This is a genomic window from Rubripirellula tenax (genome assembly GCF_007860125.1).
Taxonomy (GTDB): Bacteria; Planctomycetota; Planctomycetia; order Pirellulales; family Pirellulaceae; genus Rubripirellula; species Rubripirellula tenax.
Map to the genome: position 1 here is coordinate 341,626 of NZ_SJPW01000001.1, position 20,993 is coordinate 362,618.

The following is a 20,993-nucleotide window of genomic DNA, read 5'->3' on the forward strand; positions in this document are numbered from 1 at the left end:
CAATGGGCAACCGACCGCGAACGTCGATACTCAAAGCCCTATGAATTCAGGCGACAGATCACGATGCGTTTTCCAATTCGACCCGACCAGATATTCGCGACTGTCGCTTGCTGTCTTTTGACTCAAACGATGGCCGATGCTCAGGAACCGACATCGCCGCCGAGACAAGCGGTGATTGCCGACTTTGATCAACCGTTCTTGTTTGCCTATGGAACGTGGCAGGACAAAGCCAAGACGACCGACGGAATCGCAATCATCGCGGGCGTCACCAATCAAGGCGGCGCGGGATTGAACGTCTCGATCGATCTAACGGAAAATGAAAATGGGTCACCCGCGATGCGCGTTAGAACGGGCCCCAACAACCAAATGCAATCCGTTCGGTTGATCCTGGTATGTGAAAGCGACTACAAGCCCGTTTGGCAATTCGACTTGCCGCCTTCGGATGGCCAATGGCACTGGATCACGCCTCGCGATGGTGCTTCGCTGCAAGCGCCGAACTCCACCGAAGAACCTGTCGATGGTCCGATGGAGGTCGATCGTGTGGTGCAGTGGCAGATCACGGGCGATTGGGCCGGGAACGTTGCGGCAGATATCCAAATTGACCAAGTCGCCGTTGTAGCAGCAACGAAATCAATGCTGCAGGAACGACAACGATCCTCCGATCAAAAGTCGAAACAAGCCGAAGAAAAACTGCAAGAACAAAATCGTTTGCTGGAACAGTTCTCTGAACGAACCGAGAATTCGCCGCGCGTGGTGCGAACCAGCATGGCGGCGGCAGACGTCGTGGCGATCGAAATTCTTGCGGGGAAAATGTCGACTTGCAAGCATCAAGCATACCGATCCGAACCCGACGATACGATCGTCCAGCGCAAAGATCAGAACGGCGATGTGGTCGAGTATCAGTTGGTTCGCGGCGGCGAAACCATCGGTTCGTTGATCGGCAATGACCGAAATTGGTTGGTAACGTGGGAACGAGTCTCCGGAGATCCCTTGTTGCTGTTTGTCGCCGACGATCCCGAAAACTTCCAGATCCGAATCGACGGAAATCCTGCGTTCACGCCTGTGCGTGTTTCGCGAAAGTCACGCGTCAACGGTTGGGCACAAGGATCGCGGGAACTCTCGCTTCACCACACGCTCTATCTGCATCTTTCCGAACCGATCTCGGCGGGTTCGACGATGAATGTTGCCATGGGACGACTCAACACTCAGAAAAGCGAGGCCACGCTGACTTTCGATCCGCGTACCGTTCGTAGCGAATCGGTGCATGTGCATCAAATCGGCTTTCGGACTGACGATCCCGTCAAGCGAGCGTTCGTATCGTGCTGGTTGGGTACCGGCGGACCGCAAAAGCAACCGGAACGCTTTCCGTTTTCGATCGTCGACGATGCGACCGGACGCGTGGCTCATCGTGGAACGGGCGAGTGTCACTTCCCATCAAGCAAACCGGAAGCGATGGCTCGCTCGGCCAACTTCAATGGGACCGACGTCGCACGAATGGACTTCAGCGATTTTCGAACAGCCGGTCGTTACCGCGTTGTCGTCGACGGAGTCGGTTGTTCGTATCCGTTTACCATAGGGCAAGATGTTTGGACGTCGGCATGGCGATCGCAGTTACGTGGTCTGTACAACAATCGGTCCGGCATCGAACTCGGTCCACCGCTCACGAACTTTCGCAAGCCGCGCGACATGAATCCGGAAGACGGTTATCGCGTGACGCGTTCGACTTATCGAGCCGTCGAGGCAGGCAACGAAGCGTTCGAGCAACTGGTTGCCGGCGACACGGGCGAACCTGCGCCCGGTTGGGGCGGCTATCACGACGCGGGTGACTGGAACCCTCGCCGAGTCACTCACATGCGAGTGACGATGGCCATGTTAGAACTCTTCGATCAGTTTCCCGAGCGGCTTCGCACGTTCGACTTGAACATTCCGAAGGACGGAGATCTGCCTGACATGCTTGCCGAAGCGGTCTTTGAGTTCTCCTGCTTCCGTCGGTTACAGCTTGCAAACGGCGGTGTCGGCATGGGGCTAGAAAGTCGCGGCGATCCGAGGCCGATGGAAACCAGTTGGCACAACAGTTTTCCCAGCTATGCGTACGCGCCGGACTACTTATCCAGTTGGTGTTACGCATCTGTCGCAGCCCGCTTGTCTCGATTGATCGAACCGTTTGATGCGGGCCGAGCGGCGGACTTCCTTGAAAGTGGCAAGCGAGCCATGGCATTTGCGGAACTCGATTTTGATCGTGACGAAGCAGCGGGACTCACCAAAGATCGTCCGTCGACGTGGGAAGCCACCGACTATCGCAACCTTGCCGCACTGGAACTCTATCGCACAACACGCGACGAACGGTATCACGACGTTTTTCTCGAAAACACGGTGCTGACTGCCGATCAACCGGAGTTGTTCCGTTATGGAACGGCGATCCAGCGTGACCATGCGTTTCACTACGCGCGGCTTCCGCCGGGCATGGGCGACGATGGGATAAAAACAAAAGCCATTGCAGCAATCGAACGACTGGCCGTTCGCGGAATGGAGTATGCATCGAAGAACGCATTCAACGTGACCAGCGTTGATCCATGGAAACCGCAATTCATCGGCTTCTATTCGACTGCTGACGCGTATGACATGACACGCGCGCATGCGTTGACCGGCAAACTGGAATACCTGATCGGCGCCGTCCAAGCGACTCAGTTCCAAAGCGGGTGCAACCCCAACAATCTCGTTTACACGACCGGCGTGGGCGCCAACCCAGTCAAACATGTCTTCAAGTTGGACGCACGATTCACAGGCCAACCCGTGCCCGAAGGACTGACGCCGTACGGCAACATCGACTTCGAAAAATGGAATGACGAAGGAACCACTTGGCCGATAAAATGGGTCATCGGCAACGTCACTCAGCCCAACCCGTACGCCTGGCCGACGCACGAAGCGTACTGGGACTTGGGCGGTTGGCCGATGTTAGAAGAATTCACCGTCGACGCATGGACCCCCAACGTCCTTGTTTGGGGGTACTTGGCTTTTCGCTAGGCGGGCTCCCAAGAGTTACCGGGAGTTCCCACGAGCGACCCGTCGCGCGGTGCGAACAACAAGTGGGAGAGGCTTCCAGGTTGTCATTGAAACTCGCCTGAAATGACAGCCTGGAATGCTATCCCACGTTGTCAATCCGAACGCTTATCGCAGGTACGGTTCTGCGGTTTGTTCGCCCGCGGCTTGCTTGAATTCGCGGACCCAAATGTTGCGGAAGCGGACGGGGTTCTTGTGATCTTGGATCGAGATCGGACCCTTTTCGCCATGCGCCTTGTATTCCGGCGGACGATTGAAGGGAGTATCCCCCTTGAGTTCGAAGTGATTGTGGATCAACACACCGTTCAAGAAAACCGTCATGTAGGCCGGCGACTTCAGCGATCCATCTTCATTGAATCGTGGCGCTGTCCACGCGATGTCGTAAGTGTTCCATTCGCCCGGCTTTCGGTTGACGTTTGCCGCCGGTGGCGTTTGTTTGTAGATCGCACCCGCTTGGCCGTCGTGATAGGTTTCGTTCTCGTAAGAATCCAGCACCTGCAATTCGTATTTGCCCATCATGAAGATGCCGCTATTTCCACGACCTTGGCCGGTGCCTTCGGCGGGCAGCGGCGCCGACCACTCGACGTGAAGTTGGCAATCACCGAATTCATCTTTGCTGACGATGAATCCCTTGCCAACGATGGCCGCGCCGTCTTCGATCGTCCACGTTTCGGCGCCGTTCCAGTTCGAATAGTCCGTGCCATCGAACAGGACGACCGCGTCGGCCGGTGGCGCGTTGTCCGTTTCGCCGGGTGTCACAATCGGCGGAGTGTCCCAGGTGATGCCGTTGAGATATTCTTCCGCGCCGGAGAATCCGGCGATCGACAGGGAAAGGATGGCGGACAGGGTGAACGCAAAAGTACGTCGCATTGCAAAGAACTCACGAAAGCGAGGGAAAGTGGACGGGCACGATGTCCAACAGGATAGTCGGTAACGCGACGCTACTTTTTACCCATAGCTCGCTTTGACGCGAAAAAATCGGTCAAAATTCGTCCTGCCGCCTCGGCCATCACGCCGGACGTGACCAAACATTGATGATTCAGCCGGGTGTCTTCAAGCACTCGGTACAGACTGGTCACGGCGCCGCCTTTGGGGTCCGATGCGCCGAAAACGATGCGAGGAATTCGCGACTGCAAGATCGCGCCGGCGCACATCAGACAGGGTTCAAGGGTGACGTACAACGTGCACCGTTCCAACCGCCAATCCTCGATCGACGCGGCGGCTTGTGTGATCGCAATCATCTCGGCATGCGCGGTCGGGTCGTGAAGCGATTCGCGTTGGTTCGATGCCGACGCAATCAAGTCGCCGTCGCGGATGATCACGGCGCCGACGGGTACTTCGTCGGCCGTGGCGGCTTCATGAGCTTGCTCGAGCGCACGGGTCATCCAGTGGGCATCGAACTGAGCCAATAGGATTCCCTCGTCGCCGTCGCCACCACGATCACCTTCGTCATCCATCGGTTGGTCGCTACGCAAAATCATTCGTCTTCCGCCTTGCGTTTCTCGGCAGCCAGCTTCGCTTCCGCCAATTCGGTTTCGGTTAGCGAGCGGATACGAGGTTTCCGATATTCGACGTCGCACATGTAGGCGGCGATGCCGATCGGCATGCAGACTTCCATTTCATAACGCAAACCAAACGAGTGACCTTCGCGAGGCTGTTCGATCGACAATTTATCGTCGACCCAAGTTTGAATCTGATAGGGGTCCACACGGGCGCGGACCTTGTACCACGTACCGTTCTCGAAGGTTTGGTAATACGTTTGCGAATTCTCGCTGGCATCAAGCCCGTCAATGCTGCTGATGCCGACGACACCGCCGCCCCAACCGCCCAGCACATAGGTCACGTTCTTTTCGCCGACGGGAAAGGTCAAGCCACAGAAAAAATCGAAGCCATCGGTACGGCGCGCTTCCACTTCTATCTCGAAACTCTCTTTCGGCGCATCGCCTTCCCATCGCACGCCCGACAACGGATCACCGACCCCCAATTTGACCGAATCGCCGCTCTTTGCGTCTGGCTTGATTTCCAAAGACCCGTCGCCGCCGAATTGGCTACTGACCCACTTGCCCGTCATAGGCCGCCAATCGAATTTTGGGGCCGAGTCCGGTTTCTCGACCGTCTTCCCAGGCATATCCGCTTCAGCGACGGGGGCAGACACCGGGTCGTCACCGGTCGCTAGCGGCAAAGAAAACAGCAAAAACGAAAAAACGACGCATGTCGCAAAACGATTCACGAACGGCACCTATAAATATCGATGGAAGGAATGCGGACTCTGTCGATTTTGCCGGCCTTATGAGATGTGCCGATCGGAAATCTGGATACGACGACGGTTCCATTCCCAAACGAGTAACCACGTGCTGCAGTCTCGCCCACTCGTCCGAAAAAGTTTCCGCACGGATTGGAAACAACAGCCAGCCTACTTGATCGAAGCCTTGCCGATGCGTCCGGTCACCAAAATCTCTTTGCTAGGCGTTCGACTGGCAATCGTCGCACTCACAGTCTACTGGATCGCGATATTCACGGGTACACATTTGCCCGCAGTCCACGATTTTTCGCCGCGGGTGAACGATAAAATCAAGCATTTCAGTGCCTTCTTTGGCTTGGCGATGCTGATGTGTTACGCCACCACTTCCGAAAAGTTGGTGAAGCGATTCGGCATCATCGCGCTGGTTGCGATGGCCTATGCCGCCTTTGACGAATTGACGCAAATGCTGGTTCCGGGCCGCCAGGCGGACGTGATGGATTTCGTCGCCGATGCGGCGGGGGTACTGACCGCGATCTCGGTCTATGTCCTTGCACGCTATGTGACGGTCATGCGGAATCAGCGAATGCAGATGTTGTAGGCCGCAACTGGCGGCTGCTGCAGAGGTTCACTCGCTATTTCAGTCGATCACGTGCCGCAACGACGCGTTGCCTTGCGTCGGTCGCGTCACGACCGGTGATGGTCAGGTGGCCCATCTTGCGTCCCGGTTTGGCTTCGCGTTTTCCGTACAAGTGAAGCGACACGTCGGCGTCATCGAGTGCGCGGTCCCAAGCGGGCGACGAGGCTGCGCCGGTCCAAACATCGCCCAACAAATTCGCCATCGCCGCGGCCGGGCACTTCAGTTCCGTCGATCCCAATGGCAAGCCGCACACGGCGCGGACATGCTGCTCGAACTGGCTGGTGACGCACGCTTCGATCGTCAAGTGCGCCGAATTGTGCGGTCGCGGTGCGACTTCGTTGATCATCAGATTTTCGCCGTCGACAAAGAACTCGACGCACAACAATCCGACCACGTTCAAAGTCTCGGCCGCCGACGTGGCGATTCGTTTGGCCTCTTCGGAAACCGCCGGCGACACCGATGCGGGGACGACCGACACATCCAAAATATGGTTGGCGTGTGCATTTTCGAAAACCGGAAAGCACTTCGACACTCCGTCGGCACGTCGGGCGACGACCACTGAGACTTCGCAATCGAAAGGCACCCATTTTTCGGCGATCCATGCGTCACATGCGGTCCAATCGATTTGCTCCGCATCGGCGGCGGATTCCACTTTCGATTGCCCCTTGCCGTCGTAACCGCTGCGAGCCGTCTTCACGACCATCGGCCAACCCAGTGTCTTGCCAGCGGCGTTTAGAGATTCGGCATCGTTCACTTTCGCAAAGGGCGTGACCGGCAAGCCGGAATCTTGCAGTGTGTTTTTTTCGATCAAGCGATCTTGCGCGGTCGCCAACACGGATGCAGACGGATACGTCGACGCGAATTGCTCGCACCTCGCAATCGTTGCGGCGGGAATGTTTTCGAATTCGAGCGTGATCACATTGCACTGACTGGCGAAAGCATCCATCGCGTCCTTGTCATCTAGCTTCCCGACGACCGATCCGCTGGCGACTTGGGCAGCCGGCGTATCGACGCCCTCGCAAAAGACGACCACGTCATAGCCCATCGATGAAGCGGCGATCGCGAACATCCGTCCGAGCTGTCCGCCACCGACCATCCCGATGGTGGATCCCGGAAGAATCGTTTTCATTTTCATTTTCTTTTCATCGCGATTGTTCATGGGCTGGCTCATCAAAGTTCGGCTGATTCCAACACCGCATCGGTCTGTTGCTGGACAAACGTTTCCAAACGGATACGGAGGGCATCGTCGGAAAGTGCCAAGATGCGGGCGGCAAGGATACCCGCGTTCCGAGCACCCGACTTTCCGATCGACATCGTCGCAACCGGAATTCCGCCGGGCATCTGGACGATCGAAAGCAGCGAATCGAGTCCCTGCAGGGCGCGACTTTGCACAGGGACACCGATCACGGGCAAATTCGTCTCGGATGCAACCATCCCAGGCAAGTGAGCGGCGCCGCCGGCGCCAGCAATGATGACCTGCAAACCGCGGGACGCCGCGGAAGTGGCGTAATTGACCATCCGAGCGGGCGTACGATGGGCCGAAACGACCAATTTCTCGTGCTCGACGCCCAGTTCCGCGAGCACTTCCGACGCGTGCATCATCGTGTCCCAATCGTTGCGGCTGCCCATGATGACGCCGACGAGGGCTTTGGTGGGGCCAAATTCGGTTTCGGGCATGACGTAGTTCTTCGGAGGTGAATGAAACGTAATCGAGAGGCCGGTTTTAAGCGATGCGACGCCGGATGGCTACGGATGGAGAGCCATCAGGCCCGTGAAAAGAGCTTGCGAATCGGCTCGGCGGTAGCCGCTGCGATCGTGTCCCGGTGCGGCTGTCGCCTCTATTGTTTCCGATCGTGCCGGATATAGGTTTCGATCCGGGGCATGTCAAACAAGAGAAGCCTTTTGTTCCAGACAAAGTTTGGGTGAGGGGTAAAGTTTGCCGAACACGTAGTTCATGCGGCGGTCGAAGCGAGCTTTCCAAGCACGCTTTGAGCATCCGTGGACTTCCGATGGATCGGAGCTTTCCCATTTTTGCGCTATCGACGACGAAGGCGAGTCGTTGGTGGTGCGATAGACCCATCGAACTGGAATCATTTCCTGTGAACGTCCCCTCCACGCCTAACCCCATTTCGTCGGAAGCTGTTTGCTCGGACTACTTGCTGGTGTGCCAGGCCCAGTCCATCGAACTCAATCAAGGCAACTGGCGGTTCACGCTTGAATCGGCAAGCGGCGAATTGATCCTCGAAGCCAGCGACGACGACCTTGGCGATTTGAATCGCTTGACGTTGCTGGCCACGGTGCGAGGTCTCGAATCGATCGAGGGTGCTTCGCGAGTCACCTTGCTGAGCACGAACCGCTACTTGATCCGATCGTTGTCGGACTCGCTTCCACGTTGGCGCGAGAACAACTTCGTGTGGGAACACTTTGGTCGCCGCATCGACGTCCAACATGCCGATCTTTGGCGTCGCGTCGATCGCGCGTTGTCGATCCATCGCGTCGAAGCGTGTTTGGTTTCGTCACGGTTGGTCAGCACCGTTGCCGCACCGTCGGTTCACCGCACGCTCGAACCCAGCGAGTCGTTTGCAGGTGCTTCGAATACTGCGACCGATGGCGCAACGCACTTGCGAATCGACCAAGGACACGTCGGCGTACCGACACGGCGCGTCGATGCGGGCCCGAAAGACCAGCTTCGCCGATGGCTGCTCGGAACGGCTGCTTCATCCGAATCCAACACGGCAAGGCGACGGTTCTCGGCCGCTGACCTTTGCCAAACCTAGGACGAGACGTGGTCGCCGATGGCGCCCGCATGCTCGCGAACTCACCTGCCCCTCGAACTTCGTTACGTAAAATCGATCTCTCATGCAAACTCAAGTTTCGCTGTCAAGCATTGGACGCCTCATCAACGGGACTCACGAGAACCCTAGCAGTATCTTAGGTATCCATCCTGTGGATTATCGGGGACAAGCGGCTGTTGCGGTGCGCAGCTTCTTGCCAGATGCCAAGGCGGCGTGGATCATTGATACTACAAGCGGTACGCGTCGGCCGATGCGTCAGTTGCACCCAGGCGGCTTTTTCGAGGCAATTTGCGATATTTCCGACGATTCCAATGATGCGATCGACGCGCAACACCATGGAAGCGAAGATACTGCTAGCCTAGACGGTGAGCATGAAGCTGCGAAAAACAACACCAAGTACCGCATCCAGATTACCAACCGAGACGGTGAAATGATTGACATGCCCGATCCGCATTCTGTGCCTTCCATTCTGACGGATTTTGATCGCTATCTGATCGGGGAAGGTCGGCATCATCAACTTTACGATCGATTGGGTGCCCATCTTCGCACCGTCGATGGCACGGACGGTGTCAACTTTGCCGTCTGGGCGCCCAACGCGCAAACGGTCCAGATCGTCGGTGACTTCAACGGTTGGGACGGACGTGCTCATACAGCACAAGGCAGCGACCAAGGCATTTGGGAATTGTTCGTACCGGGCGCTCGCGTCGGCGATCGCTACAAATTCCGTGTCCGCGATGCTCACGGCCAGTGGATCGATAAAGCAGACCCGGTCGGGTTCGCGGCCGAGTTGCCGCCGTTGACCGCATCGATCGTCGCCGACCTGTCCAAGCACACGTGGTCGGACGACGAATGGATGGAGTCGCGTCGCGATTGGAATCCGATGCACGAACCGATGAACGTGTACGAAGTTCACTTGGGCAGCTGGCAACAGGGTGGCACACGTTCGCACGGATGGTTGGACTATCGCGATCTCGCCAAACGCTTGGTCGACTATTGCCATCGAATGAACTTCACGCACGTCGAACTGATGCCCATCAACGAGCATCCGTTCACGGGATCATGGGGCTACCAGGCCGTCGGATACTTTGCACCGACCAGCCGTCACGGTTCGCCCGATGACTTCATGTACTTTGTCGATTACCTGCACCAAAACAATATCGGCATCATCGTCGATTGGGTTCCCGCCCACTTCCCCAAAGACGGACACGGGTTGGCCAAATTCGACGGTACGCCGCTGTACGAACACGCCGACGTTCGCCAAGGCGAGCACCCAGATTGGGGAACGCTGATTCCCAACTATGGTCGAAACGAAGTCCGCAATTTCTTCGTCGCGAACGCTTTGTTTTGGTTGGAAAAGTATCACATCGACGGCCTGCGCGTCGACGCAGTCGCATCGATGCTGTATTTGGATTACAGCCGCGAAGAGGGCGAATGGGTACCCAATGAATACGGCGGTCGCGAAAACTTGGGCGCGATCGAATTCTTAAGAGAATTCAATTCCGTCGTTCACGAAAAATTCCCGGGCGTCGTCACCGCGGCCGAGGAATCAACCGCGTGGCCGGGCGTGTCGCGTCCGGTACACGATGGCGGATTGGGATTCACGTACAAGTGGAACATGGGTTGGATGAACGATACGCTTCGTTACTTCCACAACGAACCGATCCATCGTCAATTTCACCAAAACGAATTGACGTTCAGTTTGATATACGCCTTTACCGAAAACTTCATGCTTCCGCTGTCGCACGACGAAGTGGTCCACGGCAAAGGATCGTTGCTGTCGCAGATGCCAGGCGACATGTGGCAAAAGTTTGCAAACTTGCGACTGCTCTACGCTTACATGTGGACTCACCCCGGCAAGAATTTGCTGTTCATGGGTGGCGAACTGGGCATGTGGAACGAATGGAATCACGACGACGGACCGCAATGGGAGTTGCTTGATTTCGCAACTCACCGAGGCATCCAACAGTGCGTCGCTGACTTGAATCAAATCGTGATCGATAACAAATCGCTGCACGACTTGGACTTTTCGCACGAAGGGTTCGAGTGGGTCGATGCGATGAACCACCAGGACAGTGTTCTGGTCTATCTGCGAAAAAGCAGCGACGGTTCAACGCCGATCTTGGTCTGCTGTAACTTCACGCCCGTCGTACGCCAACAGTATCGCGTCGGCGTGCCTGCAGCGGGTTTCTGGAAAGAAATTTTCAATAGCGACTCGGAAGCCTACGGCGGCACGAATGTCGGCAACTATCCCGGCGTGAAGTCGATCGGCGTCGGGCATCACGACCGTCCTGACAGCATCGAAATCACGATGCCACCGCTGGGCGTATCGATCTTTCGCCTAGAATCCTAGAAGACGGGCAACCCTACGTGGACCCGCGACGCCGTTCGCGGGAAGTAAGCTGCAAAGCCGTGTCCAAAACCACGCACCCTGCGAATGGCTTCGCAGGGCCACAAACAGTCAACAAGGGTCCGTCCGGGGGCGACACGTACGCTATACTACGGCCTGCGTTGTCATCTCCTTCTCAACCTTTTGGCGAATCAACCGACATGCCCGTCAAAATGCAACTTGCGCGGATTATCATTTCCGAGCTCACCGAGAATCAGGTCATCTACTTGCAAGAAGTCGACGGCCAGCGCGAGTTCCCGATTCTGATCGGCATCTTCGAAGCCACCAACATCGACCGTCGCGTCAAAGAAGACTACGAACCGCCGCGACCGCTGACGCATGACCTGATCGTGACCATCGCGGATTCGCTCGGTGCGACGATCGAAAGCGTCATCATCAGCGACCTGAACAAGAGCACGTATTTCGCCAAACTCGTGTTGAGGAAACAGGACGGTACATCCATCGAAATCGACTCACGTCCCAGTGACGCGATCGCCGTTGCCGTTACGTTTTCACCGCCGCTGCCGATTTACGTGAGCGAAAATGTGTTGGACGAAGCGACGTCGACGATCTGATTCCTTCCATGCAAATCTTGTCTACGGGCGACCAAGCCCGCCAATGGGTATCGTCCATTCGCCGCCGCTCTGAAACGGTTGGACTCGTGCCGACGATGGGCGCCCTTCACGACGGCCACGTGTCGCTGGTTCGACAGAGTGCCAGCCTGTGTGACCACACAATCGTTACCATCTTCGTGAACCCAACTCAGTTTGCACCGGGCGAAGATCTCGACAAATACCCGCGGACTTTTGATGCCGATTCCCGGGCCGTCGAAGCGGCTGGCGCAACCGCAATATTCGCACCGTCGAACAATGAAATGTATCCGGACGGGTACAGCACGTTTGTCGAACCACCGGCCGTTGCCCAACCGCTCGATGGCGTTTTTCGCCCGGGTCATTTTCGCGGAGTCGCAACCGTCGTCGCCAAACTGTTCCATTTGATTCCCGCCACGCATGCCATCTTTGGCAGCAAGGACTATCAGCAATGGAAAGTCATCGAAGCAATGGTCCGCGACTTGAATTTCGGTATCCAGATCATTGCCGGCGAAACGGTTCGCGATCCCGACGGGTTGGCGATGAGCAGTCGAAATCGCTATCTGTCATCCGACGAACGTCAAGCAGCACTTACGTTATCCAAGGCTCTGCGAACGGCAAAACAAATGGCCGATCACGGCGACCAGAGCATTGCGAACATCGAATCGGCCATGCGAGAAGTCTTGAAACCGGTCGACGAACTGCAATATGCCGAAGTCGTCGACGCACACACGTTGCAACGCATCGACGACTTGAGTCGACCGGCACAGGCTTTGATCGCCGCACGTATCGGGACGACCCGATTGATCGACAACTGCCGGTTGAATTGACATGTTTCGACTTTTCTTTCCACGGCCTCCGTTGTCAACGTTCGCACGCGTCGATATCGAGTTGTTGCTGCGTCGCAACGTGGAAGTGCTAGGCCGTCATCGAGCCATTCGATCAGACATCGTCACCGACATCAGCGAACTGGGATTGGATCGCGATGGCAGCAATGGATTTGTGGATGCGGCGGTAGCAGAACTGTCCGAGCGATTACAAATCAATGGGCGTGACCTGCAATGGACAGTCCGCGACGACGACGAGTTTTCGTTTGCGTCAAAGTACAGCGACGACGAGGTGGAAATTCATCGCGATGCGGCCGCCGATCCGCTTCGAACGACGATCGAAGTCGCCAATCAGTTGGCGCACCACTTTTGGATCGGGCAGGCCGCCCCACGTCCGCTCGACCATCACCCGCGGACAACAACGCTGTTGCCCATCGCGATGGGTTTGGGCGTCCTGGCCAGCACGGCGTCGTTGCAAGAGTCACATTGGACGGCGGCGGGTTACTCGGGATGGTCGATGTCGCGAAGCGGTTACTACAGCGCCATGGAAATCGGATACGCGTTGGCGCTGATGGCACGGCTTCGCGGGGAAACGTCGCCCCGTTGGATGCAGTCACTGAGACCCGATGCGAAGAAGACGGCCGATGCGGCGACAAAGTTTTTTGCAAAGCATAAGGCGGGCGGCGGGCAACTTCTGTTCGACGCCGAGCGTATTCCCGGCACCGATCGAAGTACGTCGGACCTCACGACTTGGTTAGCCGGCGACGATCCCGCATTCGCAATGGCGGCAGCCTATGCGCTCGCCAAAGAGGACGCGCTGCCCGAGGTGGCAGTTGAGCCAGCGAAGCGTCTCGCGCAGTCTAAAGATCGTGAGATCGCCGTACTGGCCATTCGGTTACTCGGCCGATCCCCGGCGGGCGACACCGTGATCGATTCGACGATCCGCTCGCTGATTGGAAATCGAGTCAACGCCATCGCCTTAGCGGCGCTGCATTCCGCCAGCCAGCGGTCGATGCCCATTGGGCCGTTTCAACGACGCATCGAGAAACTGCTGAACGACCCTTCGTTCGACCTGATTCCGGTTGTCGAGTTGATCCAGCGGCATGCCGCCGACCTTGCGCCGCTATCGCCGTCCGTTTGCCGACAAGTCGAACTGGCGATCAAATTCGAAGATACCGAAGCGACGTCGGCGCTGTTGTCGGTGCTTGCAAAAATGAGTTCGGATCCGGTTTCGGAAGTTGAAAGGTGCGTTCGCAACCCCGATACTCGTAAGATCGCGACCGAACACCTGATGCGGCAAATGGCTGATGACAAACCCAACGACGACTCAGGCGATTGAATCAGAACCGGGCGGTGAATCCAAATTGACGCCAGACCAGATCGCCGTCGCAGCATATTTCGCTTCGGACCAATACAAACAATCGCGATCAAAATCCGACGAAAGCGACGAAGCGATTGCCGATCCAGGCAGCGGCCGCGTGCTTCGCGCGTACACCTTGGAATTGGAGAAGGAAGACGGACTTAGCATCGCGATGGCGTTCTATGGCTTGGGCGCGTTCTGGATCCTTTCAGCCATGGCGGCGGCCTACGGCATCTGGATCCTGGGCGGATTCATGAACCTGACGTTTGCGTTTTGGATCGCGATGGTGCAGTTCACGTTCGCACCGATCTTCGTTTGCTTGTCCATGATTGCGGTGACCAGTTCCATGTGGTACGTGTCGCTGGCCAAACGTTTTTTCGTCGCCGTGATGATGCTTACCCCAGGCGTCATGATGCTGATGTTCGGGCTCGAACCTCTAGCATTTTTGGATGCCGGCGATGTGTGGCCGAAGGTTGCGTTGCAAGTCCTTGCCTATGCCGTCGCCTGTGCGGTCGTATCCCTGCCGATGCAATTGTGGGGCGGATGGTCGCTGTCGCAGGCTCGCGAGACACCCCGCCAACTGCCGCGCCTCGGTACTTACGAAATTCTAGAGCTGATCACGATCGCATCGATACTCTTTGCCATCGCCGTGCTGGTTCGCAATCGGGACACCTGGCGGGAAATCGTTGTGGCGTCGGTTGTCGCGATCGTCACCACGGTTGGTGTCATCGCAGTCATTGCATCACGACTGAATCCGGATGGCCCACGGTGGTTCGGGACCTTCGTCGGATTCGTGTGCGGTTACATCGCGATGCTGATTGCCAGTATGTACGCGTTTTCGCGTTTTGATGAAACGATTTATTCGCTCAATCAAGACCAGCAATGGAACATCGTGATGATCGCAAGCGTCGTCGGCACGGCGTTGTTCATGCTAACGCTCACACTCGGTCAATGGTGGTTGCGGGCGTGCGGTTGGCAGTGCGTGATTCGGCGGGGCGGCGATCAAAATGGAGAACAACCGAGTGAGTGATTCGACGGATGATCCGAAATCCCTGTTGTCCGATTTGTCCGACGACCAAATCGCGATCTCGCAATACATGAGTTCGCGTTCGTATCGACGGTCGCTGCTTCAATCGGGCGGCCGCACGATGTACGCGCGCGAAAGTATCGTCGGCGGCGTTCTTTCGATCACGATGCTGGTGGTCGCGATCGGACTAACGGTCGCGTTGATGATCGCGTGGACGCAAGAATGGTTGGGATCGCTGGGAACATTCCTGCCGATGATGATGGCGATTCAAACCGTTTTGGTACCGCCGATGGTCGCCATTTCGTTCGCCGTCGCGATGGCAATGTTCTGGCATCGGCCCGTGATGTTGCGAGTTCTGGTGGCGATCGTGATGACGGTGCCCGGTAGCGCCACGTTTATCCTGGTTCTTTCGGCGGCGCTGGGCGAACCGTTGAATCGAGACTTTTGGATACCGCCGTTCGCTTGCTTGTTCGCGCACTTTCTTGCCGCCGGCACCGTCGCCGTTTTTGTCCAGTTGTTTACGCCTTGGACGCTATCGCACCAGAGCGGCCCGCGCGCCGTGTCGATCGCGCCGACGAATCTTTTGTCGTTGTTCGAGTTGACGGTGTTTTTCGCGATCGGATTCGCGGTGCTGTTGGCGATAAGCACCGAAGAAATGATTCTTGGCTTGGCGTTCTTTGCGATCTGGGGATCGCTATCGACGGCCGCCATCATCTACATCATGACCGTGACGTTGACGCCGGAGACGGAATCCAGCGACAGCCTCAGGCATCGGCGCTGGATTGCGATCGTCTTTATCTTTCTATGCGTCGTCGCGACGAACGTGTTTTTCGCGATGTCGATGTACAATTGGCAACTTTCGTTACCCAACCTGCCACGGATCGCCGCGTCATCGTTGTACGGAACCGCTCTCGGATCCGGCACGTGCGAGATTATGGTTTCGATGCTTCGCAGTTCGCGTTGGACCGTCGTCAATCGGCGTTCGTCGCCGGATGACCGATCGGCTACACGATGAAGCATGACCGTACCAGCATTCGCGCTAGGCCATTTCTCGCAAGAATGAAGGCATCGCACCGACATAACATTTGCAGTGACCACACACCGCAACGGCTTCCGAGATCGCGACGGAACACTTCGGACACGGACGTGTCTTGATGCGATGTTGCACCGGTGCCGGTGGCAACGGATCGGCATCGCCCAGAATCCGCATGATGCTGGATTCTGTCACGGACGACGATTTCGATGAAACGACGACGGCGCGGTCTGGTGGCGCGAATACGAAGGCGACGTCGCAATGCGGACAACGAACCTTACGGCCAGCCATCGATACGTCGCCACGAACATGGTGACCCGACGGGCAACAGCCTTTGATTTTGTCTGATCGAGCTTCCATCTTATTCTTCCCCAGTTCAAGTTTTGTCAGCACGTGTGTTTGAACACTGTCTCTATTGGCAAGTATCGAACGAAATCAAGGCGCGAAAAAAGAATCTCTGCCACACCCGTTTGGCGGAATTTTGACCAGGCGGCGCAAGAATCACCCAGCCGCGTCCGTTAGTCTTTGCAGACGGGCGTAGGCTTGCCCCCAAAAACGTTTCACGACAGCCGTTTTGCGCGCTGTCGCCGCGAAAAATATTACGCAATTTTGATGAGTGGACTGAAAATCCAGCCGACGACCCGCCCGAGCCTGTTGGTTCGACTGAAAAATGCGCGCGATCACGAGGCCTGGACAGATTTCCACTCAGTGTACGAACCGGTCATTTACGCGATGTGCCGGCGGCGAGGATTTCAGGACGCGGATGCTCGCGAGATTGTGCAAGAAGTTTTGATTTCCGTTTCTCGATCGATCGCACTTTTTCAAATCGACCAGGACGGAACGTTTCGAGGTTGGCTTGGTCGCATCACCCGCAACGCAACGATCGACCGATTGCGTAAATCTGCCTCGCGTCGCGAGACGATCGATGCGGTGGGTGTCGCCAACCATCTGGACCTCGTCGCCGTCGATGAGGCTGCGAGCGCCGAATTTGACACGGATCGCCGACGTCAGTTGTTTCGATGGGCGGCGGCGGAAGTTCGCCAACGTACCGGCGAGACGAACTGGATCGCGTTTTGGCGATCGTCGATCGATGGACACCCCATTGCCGACGTTGCCAAAGAACTTTGCATCGAAGAAGGTGCTGTTTACGTCGCCCGTTGTCGCATCATCAAAAGAATCCGCGAATTGGTCGACGACCGATCGAACGAGTGAACCGTCCCATGATTGCTCCGACTGAAAAACACTTCGACGATGAACTGCTGCGTCAGTTGTTGGACGAGACCTTGCCGCCGGATCGCAGCGAGGTCGTCCAGTCGCATTTGTCTCACTGCGAAAAATGCTGCCAGTCTCTGCAACGTCTGGCCGCAAGCGATCCGTTGTGGGATGAAACGATCGACGTGCTGCGACAATGTAATACCACTTCGGGTGAGACGGACGAATCGAGTGCAAATCGCATCGACGTTGATTGGCTGGTTCCGATCCTGCAGCCGACTGGATCGGGCATGGGAATGCTGGATCGGTATCCCGTTACCGAAGTCATCGGGCAAGGCGGCATGGGTGTCGTGTTGAAAGCGCACGACCGTGAACTCAATCGTCCCGTCGCGGTTAAAGTGCTGTCGCCGCATCTCGCCGGCGTCGGCGCAGCGAGGGCAAGGTTCATGCGAGAGGCCCAAGCTGCCGCCGCGATCGTACATCCGTCGATCGTGCCGATTTATAGCGTTGTGCCGACGGGTCGATTGCCGTATTTGGTGATGCCGCTGATCAAGGGCGGTAACCTTCAACAGCGGATCGATCGCGAAGGGCCGATTGATCTGATCGAAATCATTCGCATCGCTGCACAAGTCGCCGACGGGTTGGCCGCCGCGCATCGCAATGGTGTCATCCACCGCGACATCAAGCCGGCGAACGTGTTGATCGAGGAAACGGGCGGACGAATTTTGATCAGCGATTTCGGGTTGGCCCGAGCACTGAACGATGCGTCGCTGACGTGCAGCGGCATGATCGCCGGCACGCCGCAATACATGAGTCCCGAGCAGGCGCGCGGTGACGCCGTCGATGCTCGCAGCGATCTGTTTTCGCTCGGCAGTTTGATGTACGCGCTGTCCACCGGCCGACCGCCCTTCCGCGCCGACAACCCTTTGGCGATCCTGAAGAAAATTACCGAGTCATCGCCGACGCCGATTCATCAGGTCAACGAACGGATGCCGGCTTGGTTGAACACGTTGGTCGGCCGACTGATGACGATCCAACCGAATCACCGGATCGCCACCGCCGAAGATGCCGGTACTCTGCTGCGATCGGTACACGCTCACTTGCAGAACCCTTCGGTCAACCGATTGCCAAGCGAATTGACGACACAGCGAACGGGATTGCGGCGCGGCGCCGCCGTCGCCGCGATCGCCGTCATCGCGACGACGACTTGGTGGGGGTGGCCTGTCGAGAAAGTCCATCAAGCAACGGTTACCCGTCCACCGAAAGCGATCGCATTTGCACCCACGGTTCCGGATGAACTGCAATGGATTGATCCGCGAATTGATGCGCAACTGGACCAGATCATGGGCGACCTCGCCATTCTAGAATCCCAACTCAACTCTTCTCCCCAGTACCAAGGAAGTGAATGATGAAGTTATCACGCAATGTGAAGCTTGCAGCCGCTGCGACCGCGGCGTTTGCGATTCCCATGTCAGTGACGCGATGGATCAACGCGGACGAAAATGGTTTCCGAGGCACAGAGCAGTCTTTGCCTGCCGATTCGAATCCAGGATTTCGGACGGAAACTCGCTACGAGGAAGTGCGTGACACAAGAACTGGCACAGTGAGCCGAGTTCCCGTCACTGTGCAGACCTATCGTCCCGTTGACAATCAAAATGCGATTTTTGTGCCGGCAAGGGTCGCTGAAGCGTCCGAGACCGATCGGTTGAGGACCCAGTATCAACAGGTATCCACGGACGCCGAACGAGAGCCGATCAGACAGCAGCTCGTCGAAGTCCTGGAAAAACAGTTCGACACGATGCACGCCCAGCAAGCCGAATCGATTCGCCAAACCAGAGAACGATTGGAAACGGTCGAGGCTTTACACGAAAAACGAACCGCCAATCGCGATGCCATCGTTCAGCGCCGCATCGAAGATCTGCTGGGTGCTCCCGAGGATTTGCGTTGGCAGGTTTCACCAACACCGGTGGCAATGCAGTTAGATAACTACGTCCCCAGAACCTCGGCGGCGTTGTCCCAACCAGGATTCGGACCGCCTCCGGCAACCAGGATCAATCCACAGTCCAACCCGTCATTCGGGCAATCCCCAGGATATGAAACGTCGACGATTGAGTGGTTGCCTGTTAACCCGCCAACCATTCAAGGGTTGCCGACGTTACGAGAGAACGAGAATCCGCAGACTTACGACGCAACGGCGCAACTGCATCCGGGTCGCGCCGTCTGGCCCAGCCAGTCGGGACGTCGTCCGGCTTCGGATGTTTCGGCGGCGGAATCAGCGAACCGTTACTTCGAGATCCAACGGAACCTTGCTCTTCGATTGAGCCAGTTGGAAGTGGCCGAAACCAACCTCGACGCGTCGATTCAACTACGGGAAAAAGGAGCGATCCCGCCGGCGGAACTCGAAAAGATCAAAGCCGAAGTCAAGGGACTGAAGGGCCAGATCGAAGTCGACGAACGTCAATTCGAATGGTTGCGAGAAAGCGGTGAAAAGGAAATCGCGCGTTTGAAACAATCGCTCGAAAAGGTTCGCGACGAAGACGAGCGATCCAAAATGGAATCGGAAATCCAGAGCCGCGAGCGACTGCAACAGATGATGCGGCGTGACAACGACGAAGTCGACGGGGACAGGGAGCCGGAATTTTAAGTCGCGGCCAATCCTACGCGCCGGCGGTCGGCACTTGTTGGGTGACACAGTGGACACCGCCACCGCCCTTGCCCAGCACTTCCGCGTTGACGCCGATGACTTCGTAACGGTCGCCAAAGACATCTTCTAGCACGCCCATCGGGCGTTCGTCTTGGTCTGGGTCTTCGGTGATTGGCACCAAGACGACTCCATTGCCGATGTAGAAGTTCAAGTTCGAAACCACGCCGTCAAGCGGTACTTCGATGACTTCCAATTTACGACCCTTCGCATCGGTCGCTTCGCTCAATCGTCGCAGCGCGTCTTGCGAACTCTTGAAACTCGGATCACTCCGATTGTCGGTCGTGTGAACCAGGACCGTGCCCGGCGCCGCAAACGCTGCGATGCCATCGACGTGACCGTCGGTGACCGGATCCGGCTCCACTCCCTTCGCCAGCCAGATCACTTTTTCGGTGCCGAGCGAATCGTTGAGAATCTTTTCGACGGTCGCTTGGTCCAGACCCGGGTTGCGATTCTTGTTTAACAAACTAGAGAGCGTCGCGATACACGTGCCCTCGCCATCGACCGCAAGCGCACCGCCTTCGGTCACGAAATCGATCGCGTACATGTCGGCGCCGAAATGCTTGCTCAAACGAGCCTTTAACATCGCGTCGTCGTCGAACGGTGGAAACTTTGCACCCCAACCATTGAACGTGAATCCTGCGACGCGTCGGTTGCCCTTCCCATCGATGACGAACGACGGCCCGATGTCGCGGGACCAACCGTCGTTGATGGGCATTTCGATCAGTTCGATTTCGCTGCTGAAAATATTTTTTGCGGCCTTTCGGTCTTCGGGACGGATCACCATCAACACGTCTTCGAACGCCGCCAGTGCGTTGGCCACATCGGCCCATTGGATCCGAACCTTGTCCATCGAAATCCCATAGCCACTCCAGTTCTGAGGCGATGGCAGCACCATGATGGTCTTGTCGTGCGGGTGCCATTCGGCCGGGAAATAAAACCCGTCGGCCTTGGGGGTGGAATCTTCGATCAGGTTGACACCGGATTGCGAATAGTCGGGCATCGCGTCGGTCATCGAATGGCAGCTTTCAACGGCGGTAGATCGGACGAATCAATCCCGGGAAAGGGATGGGCTCGTGTAGGAAAAACGAACCGCTTTTTTAACGGATTCATTTCGATCTTG

General features: G+C 56.9%; 19 protein-coding genes. 12 read left to right on the forward strand and 7 right to left on the reverse strand.

Translation table 11 applies throughout. From position 1 onward, the window contains the following. Window positions 1–63 precede the first annotated feature (63 nt). Entirely contained in the window at window positions 64–3,024 is a 2,961-nt protein-coding gene (locus Poly51_RS01290; RefSeq protein ID WP_146453545.1) for a glycoside hydrolase family 9 protein, read from the forward strand. A 144-nt stretch (window positions 3,025–3,168) separates the two neighbouring features. Here the strand turns inward: Poly51_RS01290 and Poly51_RS01295 are convergent, their stop codons facing one another. The 3 genes from Poly51_RS01295 to Poly51_RS01305 form a co-directional block, all read right to left on the reverse strand. Then, window positions 3,169–3,930, reverse strand: coding sequence for a 3-keto-disaccharide hydrolase (locus Poly51_RS01295; protein ID WP_146453546.1), 762 nt, complete (start codon window positions 3,928–3,930; stop codon window positions 3,169–3,171). A gap of 71 nt (window positions 3,931–4,001) precedes the next feature. Continuing rightward, a complete protein-coding gene (tadA, locus tag Poly51_RS01300; protein WP_146455062.1) occupies window positions 4,002–4,517 on the reverse strand; it encodes a tRNA adenosine(34) deaminase TadA in 516 nt (171 codons plus the stop codon). Window positions 4,518–4,537: 20 nt separating this feature from the next. Continuing rightward, window positions 4,538–5,290, reverse strand: coding sequence for a hypothetical protein (locus Poly51_RS01305; RefSeq protein ID WP_146453547.1), 753 nt, complete (start codon window positions 5,288–5,290; stop codon window positions 4,538–4,540). A 121-nt stretch (window positions 5,291–5,411) separates the two neighbouring features. Between Poly51_RS01305 and Poly51_RS01310 the strand changes: the two genes are divergently transcribed. Then, complete coding sequence (locus Poly51_RS01310; protein WP_246114193.1) at window positions 5,412–5,900, forward strand: VanZ family protein; 489 nt, start codon at window positions 5,412–5,414, stop codon at window positions 5,898–5,900. A 34-nt stretch (window positions 5,901–5,934) separates the two neighbouring features. Here Poly51_RS01310 and Poly51_RS01315 read toward each other — a convergent pair whose 3' ends face one another. Together Poly51_RS01315 and purE are read right to left on the reverse strand one after the other, a co-directional pair. Next, window positions 5,935–7,098, reverse strand: a complete 1,164-nt coding sequence (locus Poly51_RS01315) for a 5-(carboxyamino)imidazole ribonucleotide synthase (RefSeq protein ID WP_246114194.1) — start codon at window positions 7,096–7,098, stop codon at window positions 5,935–5,937. An 11-nt stretch (window positions 7,099–7,109) separates the two neighbouring features. Next, a complete protein-coding gene (gene purE, locus Poly51_RS01320) occupies window positions 7,110–7,616 on the reverse strand; it encodes a 5-(carboxyamino)imidazole ribonucleotide mutase (protein ID WP_146453549.1) in 507 nt (168 codons plus the stop codon). 422 nt (window positions 7,617–8,038) lie between these two features. On the opposite strand from purE, the gene Poly51_RS01325 reads away from it, so the two are divergent. From Poly51_RS01325 to Poly51_RS01355, 7 genes are all read left to right on the forward strand, one after another. Then, complete coding sequence (locus Poly51_RS01325; RefSeq protein WP_146453550.1) at window positions 8,039–8,716, forward strand: ribonuclease HI; 678 nt, start codon at window positions 8,039–8,041, stop codon at window positions 8,714–8,716. An 82-nt stretch (window positions 8,717–8,798) separates the two neighbouring features. Next, window positions 8,799–11,084 (forward strand): 1,4-alpha-glucan branching protein GlgB, encoded by a 2,286-nt coding sequence (glgB, locus tag Poly51_RS01330; RefSeq protein ID WP_146453551.1) that lies wholly within the window; start codon window positions 8,799–8,801, stop codon window positions 11,082–11,084. A 197-nt stretch (window positions 11,085–11,281) separates the two neighbouring features. Further along, window positions 11,282–11,695 carry a bifunctional nuclease family protein gene (locus Poly51_RS01335; RefSeq protein ID WP_146453552.1) on the forward strand — a complete coding sequence of 138 codons (414 nt, stop codon included), beginning with the start codon at window positions 11,282–11,284 and terminating at the stop codon, window positions 11,693–11,695. A gap of 8 nt (window positions 11,696–11,703) precedes the next feature. Further along, a complete protein-coding gene (gene panC / locus Poly51_RS01340; protein WP_146453553.1) occupies window positions 11,704–12,540 on the forward strand; it encodes a pantoate--beta-alanine ligase in 837 nt (278 codons plus the stop codon). A gap of 1 nt (window position 12,541) precedes the next feature. After that, complete coding sequence (locus Poly51_RS01345) at window positions 12,542–13,876, forward strand: hypothetical protein (RefSeq protein WP_146453554.1); 1,335 nt, start codon at window positions 12,542–12,544, stop codon at window positions 13,874–13,876. Further along, window positions 13,845–14,927 carry a hypothetical protein gene (locus tag Poly51_RS01350; RefSeq protein ID WP_146453555.1) on the forward strand — a complete coding sequence of 361 codons (1,083 nt, stop codon included), beginning with the start codon at window positions 13,845–13,847 and terminating at the stop codon, window positions 14,925–14,927. The genes Poly51_RS01345 and Poly51_RS01350 overlap by 32 nt, the downstream gene beginning before the upstream one ends. Next, a complete protein-coding gene (locus Poly51_RS01355) occupies window positions 14,920–15,939 on the forward strand; it encodes a hypothetical protein (protein ID WP_146453556.1) in 1,020 nt (339 codons plus the stop codon). Before Poly51_RS01350 ends, Poly51_RS01355 begins: the two co-directional genes overlap by 8 nt. Window positions 15,940–15,963: 24 nt before the next feature. On the opposite strand, the gene Poly51_RS01360 is transcribed toward Poly51_RS01355, so the two are convergent. Then, complete coding sequence (locus Poly51_RS01360; RefSeq protein WP_146453557.1) at window positions 15,964–16,317, reverse strand: hypothetical protein; 354 nt, start codon at window positions 16,315–16,317, stop codon at window positions 15,964–15,966. A 252-nt stretch (window positions 16,318–16,569) separates the two neighbouring features. On the opposite strand from Poly51_RS01360, the gene Poly51_RS01365 reads away from it, so the two are divergent. From Poly51_RS01365 to Poly51_RS01375, 3 genes are read left to right on the forward strand one after another with little or no spacing between them, the layout of a single operon-like run. Continuing rightward, on the forward strand, window positions 16,570–17,169 hold the full coding sequence (locus tag Poly51_RS01365; protein ID WP_146453558.1) for an RNA polymerase sigma factor: 600 nt from the start codon (window positions 16,570–16,572) through the stop codon (window positions 17,167–17,169). An 8-nt stretch (window positions 17,170–17,177) separates the two neighbouring features. After that, the gene (locus Poly51_RS01370; protein WP_146453559.1) at window positions 17,178–18,578 is read left to right on the forward strand and encodes a serine/threonine-protein kinase; all 1,401 of its coding nucleotides are present in this window, start codon (window positions 17,178–17,180) and stop codon (window positions 18,576–18,578) included. Beyond that, window positions 18,575–19,813 carry a hypothetical protein gene (locus tag Poly51_RS01375; protein ID WP_186775266.1) on the forward strand — a complete coding sequence of 413 codons (1,239 nt, stop codon included), beginning with the start codon at window positions 18,575–18,577 and terminating at the stop codon, window positions 19,811–19,813. Before Poly51_RS01370 ends, Poly51_RS01375 begins: the two co-directional genes overlap by 4 nt. Before the next feature lie 13 nt (window positions 19,814–19,826). On the opposite strand, the gene Poly51_RS01380 is transcribed toward Poly51_RS01375, so the two are convergent. Beyond that, window positions 19,827–20,885 (reverse strand): agmatine deiminase family protein, encoded by a 1,059-nt coding sequence (locus tag Poly51_RS01380; RefSeq protein WP_222435764.1) that lies wholly within the window; start codon window positions 20,883–20,885, stop codon window positions 19,827–19,829. Between the last annotated feature and the right edge of the window lie 108 nt (window positions 20,886–20,993).